The following is a 13,999-nucleotide window of genomic DNA, read 5'->3' as shown; positions in this document are numbered from 1 at the left end:
ATGCGCAGCGCAAGCTGCGCCGCGAGCTGGCCCAGCGGCCCGGCGACGAGGCCACCGCGATCGAGGCCGCGACCACCTACCTCGACCTCGCGCGCTCGCAGGGCGATGCGCGCTATGCCGGCCAGGCCGCGGCCGCGCTGCAGGCCTGGGACGCCACGCCCATCGCCCAGACACCGCCCGCGGTGCTGGTGATGCGTGCCACCGTCGCCCAGTTCCTTCATGACTTCGATGGCGCCGAAACCCTGTTGAAGGCGGCGCTGGCGCGCCGGCCCGCCGATCCCCAGGGCTGGATCACGCTCGCGACCGTGCTGCGCGTGCGCGGACGCTACGACGAATCCGATGCTGCCTGCCGCGCGCTGGGCCGCGTGGGGCCGGCGCTCTATGGCGTGGCCTGCCTGGCGGAGAACGCGGGCCTGCGCGGCAACCATGCCGCCGCGCGCGACGCGCTGCGAGGCCTGTTGGCCGATCCTTCGCTGGCCGGTGCGCCACAGGCCGGAACGCGGCAGTGGCTGTGGACCTCGATCGCCGAGATCGAGGAGCTCGCGGGCCGGCCCGCCGAGGCGGATGCCGCGTACCGCAAGGCGCTCGCGGCCGAGCGCTCCGGTTATCTGCTGCTGGCGTACAGCGACTTCCTGCAGCGTGCGGGTCGGTCCCGCGAGATCCCTCCGTTGCTCGCGAAGGAAGCGCGCAGCGACGCGGTGCTGCTGCGGCTGGCCATTGCACACACGCCGGCGGGCAAGCAGCAGGCATCGCGCGCCGTGGTCCCCGAGGCCGAGGAATTGCGCGAGCGCTTCGAGGCCGCCGCGCTGCGGCCCGGCACCACCGCGCAGCACGCACGCGAGGAGGCGATGTTCGCGCTCGATGTGCAAGGCGATGCGAAGCGCGCCGTCGAACTGGCGCGCCTCAACCTGCGCCTGCAGCGCGAACCGATCGACCTGCTGGTGTTCGCGCGCGCGGCTTCTGCCGCTGGCGATGCGGCCGCGCGCGATGAAGCGAAGGCGCTGATGCGCGAGATCGGACTGAAGGACGCACGTGTCGATGCCATTCCCTGAACGACGCCGCGCCGGGCTGGCCACCGCCTTGCTGTTCGTGCTGGCGCTGCTGCTGGCGCTCGCGCCGGGCGCCGCGCGTGCTCACAAGGCCAGCGATGCCTACCTGCAGATCCAGCGCGATGCCGAGGGCCTGGACCTGCGCTGGGACATCGCGCTGCGCGATCTGGACGCGACGCTCGAGCTCGACCGCGACGGCGACCGCCAGCTGCGCTGGGGCGAGGTGCGTTCGCGGCTCGACGACATCCGCGCCTATGCACTCGCGCGGCTCCAGTTGCAGCAGGGTCGCTGCGCGCTGGCCGAGACCCGTCCGCCGGCGGTCGAGGACCGGGTCGACGGCGCCTATCTCGTGCTGCAATTGCACGCGCGATGCCATACGGGACCCACGCTCGAGATCGACTACCGGCTGTTTCGCGAGATCGATCCGACGCATCGCGGTTTGCTGCGGCTCGCTTCGGACGGCGGTGCTTCGCCTGCGGTCCACTCGCTCGATCCCGCAGCCGGCAGCGTGACGCTGCCATGGCCGGGCGCGGCGGCGGGTTCTTCCACGCCCGCCGCGAATGCCGAAAGCGACAGCCCCGGCTTCTTCCGCGACGGCATCCATCACATCCTGATCGGCTACGACCACATCCTGTTCCTGCTGTGCCTGCTGCTGCCCGCGGTGCTGCTGCGGCGCGGCGATGGCGGCTGGACACCGGTGAGGCATTGGCGCGACGCGATCTGGCCGATGCTCGGCATCGTCACCATGTTCACCATCGCGCACTCGATCACGCTGGCGCTGGCCGGGCTCAAGATCGTCAGCCTCTCGCCGCGCATCGTCGAGCCGGGCATCGCGATCACGATCATCCTCGCGGCCGTGGACAACCTGCGGCCGTTGCTGCGCGGCCGGCGCAAGCTCTTCAGCTTCCTGTTCGGCCTGATCCATGGCTTCGGCTTCGCGGGCGCGCTCGGCGAGCTCGACCTGCCGCTGCGCGGCTTCGTGCTCGCGCTGCTGCAGTTCAACCTCGGCGTGGAAGCGGGCCAGCTCATGGTGGTGGCCGTGGCACTGGTCGTGCTGCTGTCGTTGCGCGGCTGGCGCGGCTATGCGCCGGTGGTGTTGCGTGGCGGCTCGGTCGTGGCCGTGGGGGTGGCGGCCATCTGGTTCTGCGAGCGCGTGTTCGACATGAAGATTCTGCCGTTCGCCTGAGCGCGAGGCGGCCGCACGGCGGGAAAGAAAAAGCCCCGATCGATGTCGGGGCTCCGGCGCGTTTCGAACCGACCGCGCAGTTTGCGCGGGCAGATGCGCGATGGATTACTTGGGCAGCAGCACCTTGTCGACGACATGGATCACGCCGTTCGACTGGTACACGTCGGCGATGGTCACGGTCGCGGAGCCACCCTTCTCGTCGGTGATCATGACCTTGCCGCCGCTGGACTTGGCCGTGAGGCTGCCGCCGGCCACGGTCTTGAGCGTCGCCGAGCCCTTGCCGTCCATGATCATCTTGGTCAGCGCGGCCGCATCGATCTTTCCGGGCACGACGTGGTAGGTCAGGATGCCCGTCAGCATCGTCTTGTTCTCGGGCTTCAGCAGCGTATCGACGGTGCCCGCGGGCAGGGCGGCGAAGGCTGCGTTCGTCGGCGCGAACACGGTGAACGGGCCCGGTCCCTTCAAGGTCTCGACCAGACCCGCTGCCTTGACGGCGGCCACGAGCGTGGTGTGGTCCTTCGAATTCACCGCGTTGTCGATGATGTCCTTGGTGGCATACATCGGCGCACCGCCGACGGTGACCTGCGCGAGCGCGGCGAACGAGCCCAAGCTCAGCGAGACGGCCAAGGCGACCGTGGCCATGCGATTGAATCTGTTCTTCATGCGAGTACTCCTGGTGAGGATGCCGGCGCGAATTGCGCATCGACTGCTGCAACTACGGGCCGGGCCACGATGCAGATTCAATCTCGGGGCAGTGCGCGCGCTTTCTTTCGTTCAGAAGGTCCAGCGTGCGCTGACCCGCGCGCTGCGCGGCTCCATCGGATGGATGTGGCGCCCGTCGATGCCGTCTCCACACGCACCGCGCGCCACCTCGCCCGCGCTGCACGAGGCGTAGAAGTACTCGATGTCGTTGCCCTTGCGGCCTGCGAGGTTGAACACGTCCAGGCCCAAGGTGAGCTGCTTGTTGACCGCATAGCGCGCGCCGAAGTTCAGCAGCGTGGTCGCGCGCGAGCGCACCGTGTTCAGCGTGTCGAGCGCGCGCGGGCCCATGTAGCGCAGGCGAAGCGAGGCCGTCAGCGGGCCTTCGGTGTAGATGACACCGGCCGCGAACACGCGCTCCACCGCGTTGTCGATGTAGTTGCCTTCGCCCTCGGGCGCCAGGCCCCGGAAGCGGGCGCGCGAGATCGCCGCATCGGCCTCGAAGCGCCAGCGCGAGCCGAGCTTCCAGCGCAGCGTGGCCTCGATGCCGCGGCGGCTGCTGGCGCGGCCGGGCTCGGTGGTGCCGGCGTCGCCGACATAGACCAGCTCCGAGTCGAGCCGCAACTGCCACAGCGCCGTGGTGAGGCTGAAGTCCTCGCTGGGCTGGAAGCGCCAGCCGATCTCGGCGCCGCGGCCCTTCACGAGCGCGGGTACGCGCTCTGCGGGCAGGCCGCTCGTCGGATCGACGTTGATCGTCGCGCCGCGTACGTCGTTGCTGTGGAAGCCCGTGCCCACGTTGAGGTAGAGCTCATGGGCCGGCGTCACGGTGAAGGCCAGGCCGGCTTTCGGGCTCACGAGCGAATCGTGGCCGCGGCCGCTGTTGATCGCGCCATAGAGCGGCTCGCGCCCTTGCACGTCGTAGCGCAGCAGGTCGCCGCGCAAGCCCACGTACCCACGCCAGCGCTCGCTGAAGTTCACGAGCTGCTGGGCGTGAACGGAGAACAGGTCCTGCTGCACCTTGTCGTTGCGCACCGTCGAAATCCGCTCGCGCGCCACGGTGTTGTAGAGCCCGACCTCGCCGATACGGTCACCGCGCCAGCTGCCGCCGAAGCTCAGGACGCCATCCAGTCCCCCGATCTGATTCGGCCGGCTGTGCGTGCCCTGCAGCCCGAAGACCCGCCGGCGGTCGGTCTGCTCGAACTGGTCGCCCTGCTCGGGGTTGTTGAGGAAGTAGGTGAAGTCCGAGAACAGGTCGAAGCGGTAGTCGATGACATAGCCGCTCAGTTGCGTCTGCCCCTCGGGGCTGTTGTCGAACCATTTGCCCGATAGGCTGAGGCGCCGCGTCTTGCCCCCATCGGTAGTGTTGAGCGAGCCGAAGCGCGAGAGCTCGCCGCTGTCGACCAGCCGTTCGGGGATCTGGTCGGTGGAGTTCCAGCGGCTCTGGTAGGCCATGGCCGTGATGCTGAGCCCACGCACCGGCGAGCCCTGCGAATAGCGCAGCACGGCATTGGCCTTGCGCAGGCGTTCGGGCGTGTCCCAGGGCCCGTTGTTGCCCTCGAGTTCGATCGCACCGAGCCAGGTCTGGTCCTGCACGGTGCGCGAACCCGCTGCGAGCAGCCGGCGGAAGTTGTTCGCACCCAGCGTGACTTCGGCAAAGGGTGCATCGAGCGCGCTCACGTAGTCAAGCGAAGCCGTGCCCGCGAGCGCAAAGTCGCCGCCATCGGCGAAGTAGGGCCCCTTGCGGTAGCGCACGCCCGAGACCAGGTCGGGGATCAGGAAGTTGAGGTCCGCGAAGCCCTGGCCGTGGCCGTGCGAGGGCATGTTGACGGGCATGCCGTCGACGGTGATCGCGAAGTCGGTGCCATGGTCGAGGTTGAAGCCGCGCAGGAAGTACTGATTGGCCTTGCCGTCGCCCGAGTGCTGGGTGGCGACCACGCCGGGCACGGCCTCGACGATGTCACCCGGGCGCAGCTTGGGGCGGGCCTGGAACGAGGCTTTCTCCACCGCGCCTTCGCTCGCGCTGTCGGCGGTGCCGATGGCTGCGTCGCGCGGGCCGCTCACTTCGATGGGCGGCAGGTGGACGGGTTGGGCACAGGCCGCGGCGCTGCCGAGCAGGGCGCCGAACATCCAGGGTTGGCGCGCGATGCGTATCGAAGCTTTCATGGGTCTCCCGCGTCTTCGATGTCCGCGCGGAGCGGGAATGCTCGTTGCCATGACGCGCCATTGATACGCGCGCAAGCCCGTTTCGGATTCGGCGCGCTGTCAGGGCTTTCGAGGCTGCAGCAAGCCCGAGTAGCACGCGGGAATCTTTTCGTCGCCCTGCACGCAGTCGGAGTGCCTGTACAAGGCCTCGATCTCGATCACAGGCACCGGCCTGCCCAGGAACATCCGCTGCCCGACCACGCGGCCGTCGAAGCTCACCAGCGTGTACAGGGCCACGAGGTCCCGGTCGTAGTCCCCCGCGCCGCAGGCGATGAACTGCTGCTCGTCGCGGGGCCACTGCAGCACGTTCTGTGCATCGAAGGTGGCGTGCAGCAGCGTGAAGCACTGGCGAGCGCCTTCCTCTGCTTCGATGGCGTTGATGCCGCCGCTCCAGTGGATGCGTTTGCCTTGGGCTTGCGGGGTCAGGGCTTGGGCGGGGGAGAGGGTGGTGGCTTGGGGTTTGGTCGTGCGCGCAGTTTGATCGGCTTGACGATCGGACGGCGTGCTGCAGGCGCTGACAAGGGCCGCGGCAGATAGCAGGGCAATGGCGTGTCGGTTTCGGTGGAGGGGCATCGCTTCATCGTAGCGTGGCCACATGCTTCAACCCGGGAGGTGAGAGGGCGCTGGATCATGCGGCGCAACCCGAGGTACCGGCTTTCGGTACCTGTCGAGCAAGCTGGCGTTCGTTGCTGGCGTCATTCATAGACTGGACGCTCTTCATTGCCAGGGGCGCAGAGTGATTCCTTCGATATCGGCCAATGCGTGTCCCTCGGTGCGTAGAGCGCGCAGACCGTGGCCGTTCGTCGTCGCGCTCCTCATCTTCACGATTGCCGCGGTGTGTACCGCTCTGGATTCGTACGCTCAAGGACCAGGGGGCGCCGCAGGCCGGCCGCGATTGATCGATCTCCATTTCGATCGCCCAGGCACAGTGACCAACCCGGAAACCGTCGATGCTTTCCTCGAAAGAATGCGCCAAGCCATCGACGCGGGTGCCGACATCGAAGCCGAGGACGAGTATGGAAACACGCCGCTGCTGACCGTTGTCAGTTGGGCTGGATGGTCAGGGAGCGACTGGGGTGCCAATCGGATCGTGGCACTTCTGCTCGAGCGCGGTGCGGACCCGAGGCGGGCCCACAGGCTTTTATACGGAATGACCCCGCTTCATATCACTGCGTTCTCGCTCTGGCCGAATATCGAACTGATCGAGATGCTGTGCGTAGCGGGCGCCGATTCGAAAACGCCCGTGGCGAGCGATGGCTTCGGGACGCCCTACGAAATGAGCTTTCGCATGGATCATCCCCTGCCGCCAGGGCCTCGCGCCTTGGTTCAGTCGGCATTGGAACGTTGCGGAAAGCGGTAGCTTTTCGAGGCGGCCGCCAGGGCGCTGCGCTCGGAGAGGGAATTCCTGCAAGAAGAAAGCAGGCTTGAGATTGGCCTGCCCGGAGGGGATCGAACCCCCGACAACCTGCTTAGAAGGCAGGTGCTCTATCCAACTGAGCTACGGGCAGATTCCAGGCGGAACAGAAAGCAAAGCAGGAAAGAAGATTCTTGGTCGGGGCGAAAGGATTCGAACCTTCGACCCTCTGGTCCCAAACCAGATGCGCTACCAGGCTGCGCTACACCCCGACAAGCCTTCTATTCTAGCCCGAATATGAGGCGGTCTCAGCGCTTCTCGTACTGGGTCTTGCCGAAAAGCACTTCGCGCGCCTTGTCGTCGGTGATGGGCTTGCGCAGATCGGCCAGCACCTTCACGCCGCGCTGCACGGCGGGGCGCTCGGCGATGCGGTCGAACCACTCCTTCAGGCGCGGGTAGTCCTCGAGGGTGATGCCCTGGTTCTGCCAGCTGCGCAGCCACGGGAAGATGGCGATGTCGGCGATGCTGTAGTCGGGGCCGGCGATGAAGCGGTGCTTGGACAGCTGCTTGTCGATGACGCCGTAGAGGCGCTTGGCCTCGTTGGTGTAGCGGTCGATGGCATAGGCGATCTTCTCGGGCGCGTACAGGCGGAAGTGATGCGCCTGGCCGAGCATGGGGCCGACGCCGCCCATCTGGAACATCAGCCACTGCAGCACGTCGTAGCGCGCGCGGTCGCCCTGGGGCAGGAATTGGCCGGTCTTGCCGGCCAGGTAGACGAGGATGGCGCCAGACTCGAACAGCGAGATGGGCGCGCCGTCCGGACCGTCGGGGTCGGTGATGGCGGGGATCTTGTTGTTGGGGCTGATCTGCAGGAAGTCGGGCGCGAACTGGTCGCCCTTGCCGATGTCGATGGGATGCGCGCGGTAGGGCAGGCCGCACTCCTCGAGCATGATGTGGATCTTGTGGCCGTTGGGCGTGGGCCAGGAATAGACCTCGATGGTCTTCGGTGCGGGCATGTTGTCGAGTCTCCGGTCTGGATGGGGGCGGCGAAGAGGGGCTCCTCGACGCGGCAGCCAGCATATACAGGCGGCCGCGCGGACGTGCGCGGCACGGCCAATGACCGGCGCGCGCCTCAGCCCACCTGTCGCTCGTGCGCGTTGCACCACATCCAGTCCTCGCCGGGCTCGAGCGACTGGATCACGGCATGGCCCTCGGCCTGCGAGTGGCGCGTGGCATGCCGGTTCTTCGACGAATCGCAGCAGCCGACGTGGCCGCAGTGCACGCACAGGCGCAGATGCACCCAGCTGTCGCCGGTCTTGAGGCATTCCTCGCAGCCGCGCAGGGTGTGGGGCGCGGCGATCTCCGCGGGGACGTGTTCGCAGGGCTTGATGCGCATGCGCGGGTTCTCCGGAATGAAATATGGGAAGGGCCGGACTCAGGCCACCGCCGAGTTGGAGGCCAGGTGCTGGTGGATCAGTGCGACCACCGCCGCGCCTTCGCCGATCGCCCCGCCCACGCGCTTGACCGAGCCCGAGCGCACGTCGCCGACCGCGAAGACGCCGGGCACGCTGGTCTCGAGCGCGGTGGCCGGGCGCGCCGGAAAGCCGGCGCTGGCGTCGGGGCCGGTCTGCACGAAGCCGTGCTTGTCGACCGCGACGCCGCAGCCCGCGAGCCAGTCGGTCTCGGGCTCGGCGCCGACGAACAGGAAGATGTTGCGCGCGGGGCAGTCGTGCTCGGCGCCCGTGCTGTGGCAGCGCCAGGTGGCGCCGGTGAGGCCGTCGTCGGGATCGCCGTGCAGCCGCACGAGTTCGGTGTGGGGCTGCAGCGAGATGTTGGGCGTGGCCTCGATGCGGTCGATCAAGTACCGCGACATGCTGGCCGCGAGCGAAGGGCCGCGCACCAGCACGTTGACCTTGGCCGCATGGTGCGAGAGGAACACGGCGGCCTGGCCGGCCGAGTTGCCGCCGCCGACCAGCGCGACCTCCTGCTGCGCGCAGAGCTTGGCCTCGATGGCCGAGGCCCAGTACCAGATGCCGCGGCCCTCGAATTCGTGCAGCCTGGGCACGCCGGGCCGGCGGTAGCGCGCACCGCTGGCGACGACGACGGTGCGCGCCGAAATGCGGCGCCCGTCGGCCAGCGCGATCGCGAGGCTGCCGTCGGGGTTGGTGCGCGCGCAGTCGAGCGAGGCCACCTTGGCCGGGATCAGCATCTCGACGCCGAACTTCTGCGCCTGCACGAAGGCCCGGCCGGCCAGCGCCTGGCCCGAGATGCCGGTGGGAAAGCCCAGGTAGTTCTCGATGCGCGCGCTGGCGCCGGCCTGGCCGCCGAAGGCGCGGCAGTCGAGCACGATCACGCGCAGCCCCTCGGAGGCGGCATACACGGCGGTCGCGAGTCCGGCCGGGCCGGCGCCGACCACGGCCACGTCGTAGAGCTCGTCGTGCGCCGCGGCATCGACCATGCCCAGGCACAGCGCCAGCGCGTCCTCGGCCGGGTTCACCAGCACGGAGCCGTTGGGGCACACGGCCAGCAGTTGGTGGCCGCCGTACTGCGCCAGCAGCGCGGCGGCATCGGGGTCCTGGTCGGCGTCGACCAGGTGATAGGGATGGCCGTTGCGGCGCAGGAAGTTCTCGAGCCGCGCCATGTCGGGCGACTGCGGCTGGCCGATCAGCACCGGGCCGGCGGCGCCCGATTCGATCAGCGCCACGCGCCGCAGGATCAGCGCGCGGGTGATGCGCTCGCCGAGGTCGGCCTCGGCCACCAGCAGCGCGCGCAGTTGCGCGGGCGGCAGCACCAGTGCCTCGACGTCCTCCTCGGCATGGCCGTCGACCAGGGCGGGGCGGCCGCTGAGCTGGCCGACCTCGGCCAGGAATTCGCCCGGCCCCTGACGCACGATCGGCACCACGTGGCCCAGGCCATCGCGCTGGGTGACCGAGACCACGCCCTTGAGCAGCACGAACATGCCGGCGCCGACCTCGCCGGCGGTGAACAGCCGGCTGCCGCGCGCGAAGTGCTGCACGCTGCCGAAACGCGCGATGCGCGCGATCTCGCTGTCGTTGAGCACCGGAAAGGTCTGCAACTGTCGGTTACCGCCGGCGGGAGCCGGTGCGGCGGTGGAAGCGTCGGTGAGGGCCATCGGGCGAGGACTCCAGGTCGGTGCGGGTTCGGCGATGAAAGCCATTAGACGTCAAAGAAGCGCCGGTGGAGCACCCCCGAAAGGAAGGCCGGCGGCCCGTCACATCGTCATGCAATTGCCACGGCCATGACACGCGCTTTTCACCACGGGTGCCGAGACTCGCCCAGCAGAAAGGGTTTCCACATGAAAGAACTGCCCAACCCGACATTTCCGCTGTCGCAGATCGGGCTCCGCGCAGCCCTCTGGCCCGCGCCCGTTGTCGCCGGCACCGCCGCCGCCGTCACCGCGACGCCCAAGGTCCCCGCTGCCGTCAGCCCCGCGGTCGTCGTGCCGGCCCCCGTCATCGAGGCCAAGCAGGGCATCACCGTCGGTTGGGCCCGTCACCAGGACGATGTGCGCGCGGCCCAGCGCCTGCGCTATGAAGTGTTCGTCGGCGAGATGGGTGCCCGCATCTCCACCTCGCTGCCCGGCCACGACGTGGACCTGTTCGACGATTTCTGCGAACACCTGCTGGTGCGCGACGAGCTGACGCAGCAGGTGATCGGCACCTACCGCGTGCTGACGCCGGCCCAGGCGCGCCGCGTGGGCAGCACCTACAGCGACACCGAATTCGACCTGACCCGCCTGCGCGACCTGCGCGAGCGCATGGTCGAGCTGGGCCGCAGCTGCGTGCACCCCGAGCACCGCCAGGGCGGCGTGATCCTGGCGCTGTGGGGCGCGCTGGCCGGTTTCATGCATCGCAACAAGCTCGACACGATGATCGGCTGCGCCAGCATCCCGATGTCGCACAACGGCGTGACCTGCGGCGACGCGGCCGCCAGCATCTGGCGCCAGCTCTCGGCCAGCCACATGGCGCCGATCCAGTACCAGGTGCAGCCGCGGCTCGCGCTGCCGGTCGAGCGCCTCGATGGCAGCCTCGACGTGGAACCGCCCGCGCTGATCAAGGGCTACCTGCGCCTCGGCGCCAAGGTGCTCGGCGCGCCGGCCTGGGATCCGGACTTCAACACCGCCGACCTGCCGATGCTGATGCGCATCGACGATCTGCCGGCGCGCTACCGCAAGCATTTCCTGGGCGCATGAAACCAGCGGTCGTCCGACCCGCGAACGGGTCGTCCGTCCTGCCGCCGGACGGGGAAGAGCAGTCGAAAGTAGGCATGTCGACGGCGTCACGGGAAAGTCATGCAAATGTCACAAACCCGCATGACACTGTCACATTCCCTTTATCGAGCACGGCCATGGTGCCGCTTGTTCCAGAATCCGTGTCCATGCCTTCCGATCCGGCCGATTCGCTGCCTTCCGTGGCCGAGACGCCGAAATTCACTTTGCTTGACCGCGACCACAGCATCCTGTCGTTCAACGAGCGGGTGCTCGACTGGGCGCACCGCCCCGAGGTGCCGCTGATCGAGCGCCTGCGCTACCTGTGCATCGTCTCGTCGAACCTCGACGAGTTCTTCGAGGTCCGCGCCGCGCCGCACCTGATCGCGGGCAGCGCCGACGACCACAAGGGCACCTACACGGTCGAGTCCTTCCGCCGGCTGGCCGAGGCGGTCCACACGCTGGTGGCGCGCCAGTACGCGCTCTACAACGACGAGCTGATGCCGACCTTCGGCACGCACGGCATCCACATCATTTCGCACGGCGAGCGCAACCCCGCGCAGCGCAAGTGGGTGGCCGAGTATTTCGAGCGCGAGGTGCGCCCGCTGCTGCTGCCCGTGGGGCTCGACCCCTCGCATCCGTTCCCGCAGGTCGCGAACAAGTCGCTGAACTTCATCGTGCGCCTGGGCGGCAAGGACGCCTTCGGTCGCGAGAACCCGATCCAGATCGTGAAGGTGCCGCGCGTGCTGCCGCGGCTGATCAAGATGCCGGCCAAGGTGTCGGACGGCAAGACGCTGTTCGTGGCGCTGTCGAGCGTGGTGCGCGCGCACCTGTCCTCGATGTTCACGGGGCGCGAGGTCGGCGACTTCTCGCAGTTCCGCGTCACGCGCCATTCCGACCTCGCGGTGGACGAGGAGGACGTGAAGAACCTGCGCACCGCGCTGCGCCAGGGCCTGCAGCACCGGCACTTCGGCCAGGCGGTGCGCCTGGAGGTGTCGGCCAGCTGCGCCGAGTCGCTCGCGAGCTTCCTGCTCGAGCAGTTCAACCTGCCGCCCGAGGCGCTGTACCGCGTGCACGGCCCGGTCAATCTCGCGCGCTTCACGCAGCTGGCCGACCTGCTCGACGAGCCGAAGCTGCGCTTCAAGCCCTACCAGGCCTCCTACCCGATCACGCTGTCGCCCGCGCAGTCCTTCTTCGAGCGGCTGCAGCGCGGCGACGTGCTGATCCACCAGCCCTTCGAGAGCTTCGAGGGCGTGCTGGCCTTCCTGCGCGAGGCGGTGCACGACCCGCAGGTGCTGGCGATCAAGCAGACCATCTACCGTACCGGCGCCGACTCCGAGCTGATGGAGTTGCTGCGCGAGGCGGTGCGCCGCGGCAAAGAAGTCACCGTGGTGGTGGAGCTCAAGGCGCGCTTCGACGAAGAGGCCAACATCAACTGGGCCGAGATGCTCGAGTCGATCGGCGCCCAGGTGGTGTACGGCGTGGTGGGCCTGAAGACCCACGCCAAGATGCTGCTGGTGACGCGCCGCGAGGGCAAGCAGATGCGCCGCTACGGCCACCTGTCGACCGGCAACTACAACCCGCGCACCGCGCGCCTGTACACCGACATCAGCCACCTCACGGCCGACCCGCTGCTGACCGCCGACATGGAAGCGGTGTTCGTGCACCTCGCGAGCCAGAGCAAGCTGCCCAAGCTCAACCGCGTGTGGCTCGCGCCCTTCGACCTGCACAGCAACATCCGCGCGCAGATCGCCACGCTGGCCGCGGCGGCCGAGCGCGGCGAGCCCACGCGCATCGTCGCCAAGATGAATGCGCTGACCGACGAGGAACTGGTCGCGGCGCTGGTGCATGCGGGACAGAAGGGCGTGAAGATCGACCTGATCGTGCGCGGTGCCTGCACGCTGCCGGCCCAGGTGCCGGGGCTGACCGACAACATCCGCGTGCGCTCGGTGATCGGCCGCTTCCTCGAGCATTCGCGGGTGTTCTATTTCCGCCATGGCGAGGACGAGTCGCTCTATCTCTCGAGCGCCGACTGGATGAACCGCAACATGATGCGGCGCATCGAGCTCGCCTGGCCCGTGACCGACCCGGTGCTGCGCCAGCGCCTCATCGACGAGTGCCTGGTCGCCTACCTGCACGACGGCCGCGATGCCTGGGACCTCGGCGCCGATGGCGTCTACACCCGCATCGACCACGACACGCACCCGGGCGAAGCCGGTGCGTCGCGTGCGATCGAGGCGCACGGCGCGCAGGCTGCCCTGATGAACCGCTACGCAGCGCGAGGGCCCCGTGACGTCGCATCCGGCGAATGAAGCCGAAGTTCGAAAGACGATGACCATGGACCTGATCTTCTGGCGCCATGCGGAAGCCGATGACTGGACCGAGGGCTGCGACGACATGCAGCGCTCGCTCACCGCGCGCGGCGAGAAGCAGGCCAAGCGCATGGCCAGCTGGCTCGACCGCCAGCTGCCCGACGGCACGCGCATCATCAGCAGCCCCGCGCGGCGCTGCGAACAGACCGCGCTGGCGCTCGGGCGCAAGTACAAGCTGCGCAGCGAACTCGCTCCCGACACCACCGCCGACGCGCTGCTGGCCTCGGCCGGCTGGCCCAACGGCAAGTCGGTGGTGCTGATGATCGGCCACCAGCCGTCGCTGGGGCAGGCGATCTCGCTGCTGCTGGGCTTGAAGCAGGACAGCTGCCCGGTGCGCAAGGGCGCGCTGTGGTGGATCCGCACGCGCGAGCGCGATGGCGACGTGCAGACCGTCGTGGTGACGGTGCAGTCGCCCGAACTTCTCTGAGCCTGCGCGCGGCCATGCCGCTCGTACGGTGTCGCCGCGGGCGGCGGTGCCGGCTGTCCGCCGGCCATCCGGCCGGGCGGCTCAGCAGCCCGCCAGGTCCACGCGCCAGGTACTGATCTTCTGCCAGGCCAGCACCTCCTCGCGCAGCAGGTGGGCCGACTGCGGGAAGGCCTCGGCCCAGTCGGGCGCGCAGGCGATCGAGAAAGTGCGGGTGCCGAGCGGCGACAGGTGCAGCGCATCGGGCGCGGGGTCGCGGCGCGCGTGGCACAGGATCACCGCGAGCCGCAGCGCCAGCAGCTGCATCACGAAGGTCTCGTCGTCGAGCGAGCCCTCGAGCTTGCGCAGCTTGCCGCGCTGGCCCAGCACCAGCTGGGCGAGGGTGTGGAGCTCGTTGACCGCGAAGCCGGGGGCGTCGGTGTTGTCGAGGATGTAGGCGCCGTGCTTGTGGTAGTCGCTGTGCGAGACCAGTGCGCCGATCTCGT

Annotated in this window: 12 protein-coding genes, 2 tRNA genes and 1 pseudogene; 6 read left to right on the top strand and 9 right to left on the bottom strand. The window is 68.7% G+C overall.

Translation table 11 applies throughout. The features are described from left to right. Both AC27VN_RS16475 and AC27VN_RS16470 read left to right on the top strand, forming a co-directional pair. On the top strand, positions 1-1,052 hold a 1,052-nt coding region (locus AC27VN_RS16475; protein WP_490877225.1), incomplete at its 5' end, for a hypothetical protein. Next, positions 1,039-2,235, top strand: a complete 1,197-nt coding sequence (locus AC27VN_RS16470; protein ID WP_490877224.1) for a HupE/UreJ family protein — start codon at positions 1,039-1,041, stop codon at positions 2,233-2,235. The genes AC27VN_RS16475 and AC27VN_RS16470, both read left to right, overlap by 14 nt. Positions 2,236-2,340: 105 nt before the next feature. Here AC27VN_RS16470 and AC27VN_RS16465 read toward each other — a convergent pair whose 3' ends face one another. The 3 genes from AC27VN_RS16465 to AC27VN_RS16455 form a co-directional block, all read right to left on the bottom strand. Then, the gene (locus tag AC27VN_RS16465) at positions 2,341-2,898 is read right to left on the bottom strand and encodes a fasciclin domain-containing protein (protein WP_208507864.1); all 558 of its coding nucleotides are present in this window, start codon (positions 2,896-2,898) and stop codon (positions 2,341-2,343) included. A 111-nt stretch (positions 2,899-3,009) separates the two neighbouring features. Continuing rightward, positions 3,010-5,097: a TonB-dependent receptor gene (locus AC27VN_RS16460; RefSeq protein WP_490877223.1), complete on the bottom strand. Its 2,088-nt coding sequence runs from the start codon at positions 5,095-5,097 to the stop codon at positions 3,010-3,012. A 99-nt stretch (positions 5,098-5,196) separates the two neighbouring features. After that, positions 5,197-5,709, bottom strand: coding sequence for a hypothetical protein (locus AC27VN_RS16455; RefSeq protein WP_490877222.1), 513 nt, complete (start codon positions 5,707-5,709; stop codon positions 5,197-5,199). A gap of 322 nt (positions 5,710-6,031) precedes the next feature. Between AC27VN_RS16455 and AC27VN_RS16450 the strand changes: the two genes are divergently transcribed. Continuing rightward, a complete protein-coding gene (locus AC27VN_RS16450) occupies positions 6,032-6,496 on the top strand; it encodes an ankyrin repeat domain-containing protein (RefSeq protein WP_490877221.1) in 465 nt (154 codons plus the stop codon). Positions 6,497-6,567: 71 nt separating this feature from the next. On the opposite strand, the gene AC27VN_RS16445 is transcribed toward AC27VN_RS16450, so the two are convergent. From AC27VN_RS16445 to AC27VN_RS16425, 5 genes are all read right to left on the bottom strand, one after another. Next, positions 6,568-6,644: transfer RNA gene (locus AC27VN_RS16445), tRNA-Arg, on the bottom strand. Between the two features lie 41 nt (positions 6,645-6,685). Continuing rightward, positions 6,686-6,762 (bottom strand) — tRNA-Pro (locus tag AC27VN_RS16440). A 36-nt stretch (positions 6,763-6,798) separates the two neighbouring features. Continuing rightward, on the bottom strand, positions 6,799-7,506 hold the full coding sequence (locus AC27VN_RS16435; protein ID WP_490877220.1) for a glutathione binding-like protein: 708 nt from the start codon (positions 7,504-7,506) through the stop codon (positions 6,799-6,801). A gap of 116 nt (positions 7,507-7,622) precedes the next feature. Then, positions 7,623-7,886, bottom strand: coding sequence for a UBP-type zinc finger domain-containing protein (locus AC27VN_RS16430; RefSeq protein WP_203205608.1), 264 nt, complete (start codon positions 7,884-7,886; stop codon positions 7,623-7,625). A gap of 39 nt (positions 7,887-7,925) precedes the next feature. Continuing rightward, positions 7,926-9,623, bottom strand: a complete 1,698-nt coding sequence (locus tag AC27VN_RS16425) for an FAD-dependent oxidoreductase (RefSeq protein ID WP_490877219.1) — start codon at positions 9,621-9,623, stop codon at positions 7,926-7,928. Between the two features lie 183 nt (positions 9,624-9,806). Here AC27VN_RS16425 and AC27VN_RS16420 point away from each other — a divergent pair, with 183 nt between their 5' ends. The 3 genes from AC27VN_RS16420 (at position 9,807) to AC27VN_RS16410 (ending at position 13,517) form a co-directional block, all read left to right on the top strand. After that, the gene (locus AC27VN_RS16420; protein ID WP_093341295.1) at positions 9,807-10,703 is read left to right on the top strand and encodes a GNAT family N-acetyltransferase; all 897 of its coding nucleotides are present in this window, start codon (positions 9,807-9,809) and stop codon (positions 10,701-10,703) included. Between the two features lie 185 nt (positions 10,704-10,888). Continuing rightward, a complete protein-coding gene (ppk1, locus tag AC27VN_RS16415; RefSeq protein WP_093341297.1) occupies positions 10,889-13,030 on the top strand; it encodes a polyphosphate kinase 1 in 2,142 nt (713 codons plus the stop codon). Between the two features lie 25 nt (positions 13,031-13,055). Then, on the top strand, positions 13,056-13,517 hold the full coding sequence (locus AC27VN_RS16410; protein WP_057594239.1) for a SixA phosphatase family protein: 462 nt from the start codon (positions 13,056-13,058) through the stop codon (positions 13,515-13,517). An 81-nt stretch (positions 13,518-13,598) separates the two neighbouring features. On the opposite strand, the pseudogene AC27VN_RS16405 reads toward AC27VN_RS16410, so the two are convergent. Beyond that, positions 13,599-13,999, bottom strand: a pseudogene (locus AC27VN_RS16405) (exopolyphosphatase); the annotation flags it as partial.

Source organism: Variovorax sp. 20P10.2.4 (assembly GCF_058244205.1).
This window is presented reverse-complemented; position numbering and strand designations above follow the sequence as displayed.

Coding starts and splice junctions, on each gene's coding strand:
- AC27VN_RS16465 (WP_208507864.1), bottom strand. CDS start 2,898: ATGAAGAACAGATTCAATCGCATGGCCACGGTCGCCTTGGCCGTCTCG.
- ppk1 (WP_093341297.1), top strand. CDS start 10,889: ATGCCTTCCGATCCGGCCGATTCGCTGCCTTCCGTGGCCGAGACGCCG.
- AC27VN_RS16460 (WP_490877223.1), bottom strand. CDS start 5,097: ATGAAAGCTTCGATACGCATCGCGCGCCAACCCTGGATGTTCGGCGCC.
- AC27VN_RS16455 (WP_490877222.1), bottom strand. CDS start 5,709: ATGCCCCTCCACCGAAACCGACACGCCATTGCCCTGCTATCTGCCGCG.
- AC27VN_RS16410 (WP_057594239.1), top strand. CDS start 13,056: ATGGACCTGATCTTCTGGCGCCATGCGGAAGCCGATGACTGGACCGAG.
- AC27VN_RS16430 (WP_203205608.1), bottom strand. CDS start 7,886: ATGCGCATCAAGCCCTGCGAACACGTCCCCGCGGAGATCGCCGCGCCC.
- AC27VN_RS16435 (WP_490877220.1), bottom strand. CDS start 7,506: ATGCCCGCACCGAAGACCATCGAGGTCTATTCCTGGCCCACGCCCAAC.
- AC27VN_RS16425 (WP_490877219.1), bottom strand. CDS start 9,623: ATGGCCCTCACCGACGCTTCCACCGCCGCACCGGCTCCCGCCGGCGGT.
- AC27VN_RS16470 (WP_490877224.1), top strand. CDS start 1,039: ATGCCATTCCCTGAACGACGCCGCGCCGGGCTGGCCACCGCCTTGCTG.
- AC27VN_RS16420 (WP_093341295.1), top strand. CDS start 9,807: ATGAAAGAACTGCCCAACCCGACATTTCCGCTGTCGCAGATCGGGCTC.